This window comes from Catenibacterium sp. UBA627 (genome assembly GCF_002299355.1).
Classification (GTDB): Bacteria; Bacillota_I; Bacilli_A; order Erysipelotrichales; family Coprobacillaceae; genus Catenibacterium; species Catenibacterium mitsuoka.
Map to the genome: position 1 here is coordinate 345 of NZ_DBPF01000085.1, position 3,612 is coordinate 3,956.

The 3,612-nt window shown below is 29.6% G+C and carries 6 protein-coding genes; 3 read left to right on the forward strand and 3 right to left on the reverse strand.

Features of this window, described 5'->3' with window-relative positions; all coding sequences use genetic code 11:
* Positions 1-11: 11 nt before the first annotated feature.
* Positions 12-290: a hypothetical protein gene (locus B2S90_RS05400; RefSeq protein WP_286696660.1), complete on the reverse strand. Its 279-nt coding sequence runs from the start codon at positions 288-290 to the stop codon at positions 12-14.
* Positions 291-799: 509 nt separating this feature from the next.
* On the opposite strand from B2S90_RS05400, the gene B2S90_RS05405 reads away from it, so the two are divergent.
* The 3 genes from B2S90_RS05405 to B2S90_RS05415 all read left to right on the forward strand — a co-directional run bounded on the left by B2S90_RS05405 (position 800) and on the right by B2S90_RS05415 (position 2,107).
* Positions 800-1,264, forward strand: a complete 465-nt coding sequence (locus B2S90_RS05405) for a hypothetical protein (protein WP_286696661.1) — start codon at positions 800-802, stop codon at positions 1,262-1,264.
* 193 nt (positions 1,265-1,457) lie between these two features.
* The gene (locus B2S90_RS05410) at positions 1,458-1,574 is read left to right on the forward strand and encodes a putative holin-like toxin (protein WP_221711073.1); all 117 of its coding nucleotides are present in this window, start codon (positions 1,458-1,460) and stop codon (positions 1,572-1,574) included.
* 158 nt (positions 1,575-1,732) lie between these two features.
* Positions 1,733-2,107 (forward strand): hypothetical protein, encoded by a 375-nt coding sequence (locus B2S90_RS05415; RefSeq protein WP_286696662.1) that lies wholly within the window; start codon positions 1,733-1,735, stop codon positions 2,105-2,107.
* 4 nt (positions 2,108-2,111) lie between these two features.
* Here the strand turns inward: B2S90_RS05415 and B2S90_RS05420 are convergent, their stop codons facing one another.
* The gene (locus tag B2S90_RS05420; protein ID WP_286696663.1) at positions 2,112-3,278 is read right to left on the reverse strand and encodes a hypothetical protein; all 1,167 of its coding nucleotides are present in this window, start codon (positions 3,276-3,278) and stop codon (positions 2,112-2,114) included.
* A partial coding sequence (locus B2S90_RS05425; protein ID WP_286696664.1) for a PadR family transcriptional regulator occupies positions 3,275-3,612 on the reverse strand: 338 nt, incomplete at its 5' end. The genes B2S90_RS05420 and B2S90_RS05425, both read right to left, overlap by 4 nt.

Genomic DNA, 3,612 nt, shown 5'->3' on the forward strand with positions numbered 1-3,612 from the left:
AACGAAAGGATTTATTTATGAAGATTGACTTCCAGCTGGTGGACATTATCTTCATCACCACTTAATGATACATCAGCAGTAATATCTGGATTAGTTGTCTTTGCGGAAGTGGTATAAGAATCACTCTTGTCATGAGTATAAAAACGATAATAGAAAGAAGAATTCCCATCATTGCTTGTAGTAAAGATAGATGTATCTTCTAGATAAATCTTATGATCTACTTTCTTTGATGTACAGCCTTGAAAACAAATGCTGAACATTATGATTAATAATAGTAACTTGTTTTTCATAGATCATCATCCTTTCTAATAAAATAACTAAAGAATAATTTCAAGACTGAAAGTGCGTAAGTTTTCATTATAATCCCTCTCTTTTGTAAGTAAGCGCTTTCTATAATACAATTATATAAAGCATTTACTACATTCAATTGTAATAATGTTTTTTTAAACTTACATTTTTATACATCGTTACCTTGTGTGTATCTGGTTCCAACACCTCTTGTTGTCTGTATCATTGATAGACCTAAAATAATTTTCCATTATCAGCAAGATGTCTCTCTTTATAGTTCATTAAAATAATTGCAATATAGAAATAAACTTGTTTTAAAAAATTTAAGCGCTTATAATCTAATTAAAGAAAGAGAAGTTTTTGTTAAAGAGATAACAATAAATGCAAGTGCTATTGCTAAGCTCAAGTGTTTCTGCAGAAGCATCTACTTCTACATTCTTACTGATCACTTACAATAACTCTTATATACCATAAAAGGACATGCATCTTGTAAAATAGGAGGGGAACATACATGAAAAATAAAAAATGGTATCGAATCATTATATTTATATTAGGAATCTCGATTGTTTTTAATGGCTATTTATTTATTGAAAACCAAAACAAAGCAACAACCATAGTGCAGTTAAATAAGAAAAACAAAAAATTAAATAAGTATAGTCAATTATTTAAAAATGGGACAGATATAAAATTTGTAGATATTAAAGAAAGTGATGGTCTAATTTCTATGGCTTATCTATATCAAGATAAGGAGTTAATAGAAAGACACGGTATAGGAGTTATTATTGATAATACATACTATAAGATTAGTATAGAACCTGATATCGGTACAACATTGAATAATAATTCAAAAATCATAAAGATTACAGATGATGAAGTAGTATTTACATTCAACTTAGATAATGATATGAAAAAAAAGCGTTTAACAGTTAAAAGTGAAAACAAGGATATTCATTTTAAATTAGAAGATATCAATTAGACTCAGAGGGATGAAACATCCCTCCTTTTAATTTTTTTCAATACTCAATAACTTATCTATAGCTCCGTGCTTATATGATATAATTTTTATATGGAACAACCGTATACGGTAGGTGGTTATCCTTGGTCGTTATGACGAAGGTACGCAACCCTTCGTAATTCTTCTTTTAAGTTGAAAACGGAGGTGATGCCTAATGACAACGTATGAAATAATCATGATCATGTTAACATGTTTAACGCTGATTATATCTTTATTAACACTTGTTGTTAGATTACTTCTTATCATTATTGATAAGAACGTAAAAAAATAACTACCTCACTCCCTGGTAAAGTTTGAGGTAGTTATTTTCTCATTCAAAATCCAAGGGCAACCGCTTACTGGTTGTTCCTCCTTCGTCTTTATTATAGTTTATGCTCAAATTAAAGTCAACATATGCGAATTATGGCTTATAGAAAGGAGTTCTGTGTTATGAAAAAAATATGTGTAATTATTCTTTCTCTTATTCTTTGTGCCTGTCACACTACACCACAATTAGAAGGTACATGGAAATGTGAGAAATCTCCATTAGAAAACAAAGACATCTATACTGCATATCTCACATTAGAAATAGATAAAAACTTATCTTTTAATATGTATGATGCAGAAGCAGGTAATCCTGTCATAAGAGGAAAAATGATCAAGAAAGATGATACACTTACTCTCCAATGTGATCATCTTGATGATTTTGATCCACCTGCTTCATGGAAGTCTATGAAGACAACTGAAACAATTCACTATTACTTTAAGAATAATAAACTGTATCTAAAGTATAATAACTCTACATTAGTGTTCTACAAGAAATAGAAGATTATATCTTCTGTTTTTTTATGCTTTTAACTAATGCTCCAAACAATACAATAAGTATAATGGCTGAAAGCCAGAACTCTACTTTCATTTCTACAAGTATGAAACCAACTGAAAAAAGACTGATTAATTGATCAAAGTATTCAGATATATTATTAAAGACAGAAATCATCATCATAGCACCTGTTTCTATCATGATGATCATTAAGCATAATACAGTAATTACTATATGATTGATATGACATACCTGAATAAAGAAATAAAGGTTAATCACTGCAATAATATTTAATATATGAATCAACTGCCCTTTTGGATTCACAAGATAAGAGAGATATCTTGTACTGAATATAATATAAACAGGAAGATAATAAGACAACATTGTCATACTTTCTTTATAGTCCCCTATTCTATAGGCAAGATAGAAGATGAGTATTCCTACAATGATATCAATGATTAATCCAATCTTACGATTTCTTCTTTTCTTATACAGTTTCATCTCTTCTAGAGTAAGAGGTGGAAGATGATGTTTTTCTCTTTTACAATTAAATTCTTCATTCTGCTTCTTAAGTATATCATTCACATAATCATTCGATTGTGATTGTGCTTCTTCACTATAGTAGCTGATTGTATTTTGATGTGTATATGTATAATACACTTGATAGAGAGTACTGATAATAAGAAGCACTATACTAATAATAAGAGGAATCATATAAGGAACTGAAATAGACGGTAATATGAGTACAAGAGCCAATACAATATAATCTAGTAGAATATTATATCGCTTGTTTTTCATAATAAGATCAATAAGAATAATCAGGATTGTTGCTTCTATAACCTTTCCGCCTGCATGAGATGTTGGGGTAAGAATCAAATAAAATACATAGTTCCATAAGAAGATGGTGTATCTAAAGAAGCTATTGATCCATGTGGTTTTCTTTCCTTGATCATGAAAATAATTCTTAATAAATGTATCATGATCTTCCTTAATAAGTGTATCTAATTCTTTATGGTTCATCTGTGCTGTGATTAATAGATCTAACAAGCTCATAAGTATATCATTCGCATAGAATCCTGGATAATGTCTCTCTTGTGCATATTGATATGCCTTGTCATAGAATGCCTGATAGTCTCCTGTTAATTGATTTCTTAATGTGTTATATTGTGCAATCATTCTTTATCCTCCAAAATCTTTTCTACAATACCCGTTATCTTATAATATGAGTGTTTAAACTCTCTCAAATGGACTAATCCTTCATCCGTAATCTTATAGTATTTTCTATATGGTCCAGCTTTTGATTTCACCTGTCTGCATGATAAATATCCCTTCTTAGACAAACGTGTTAATATCGGATAGAATGTTCCTTCTCCTACATTCTCAAAGCCATACTTCTCTAGTTCTACTAATAGTTCATAACCATATATTTCCTTATGACTAATAAGAGTAAGAATACATCCTTCCAACATTCCTTTTATCAATTGTGTATCCATTATGTCACCTACTTTGT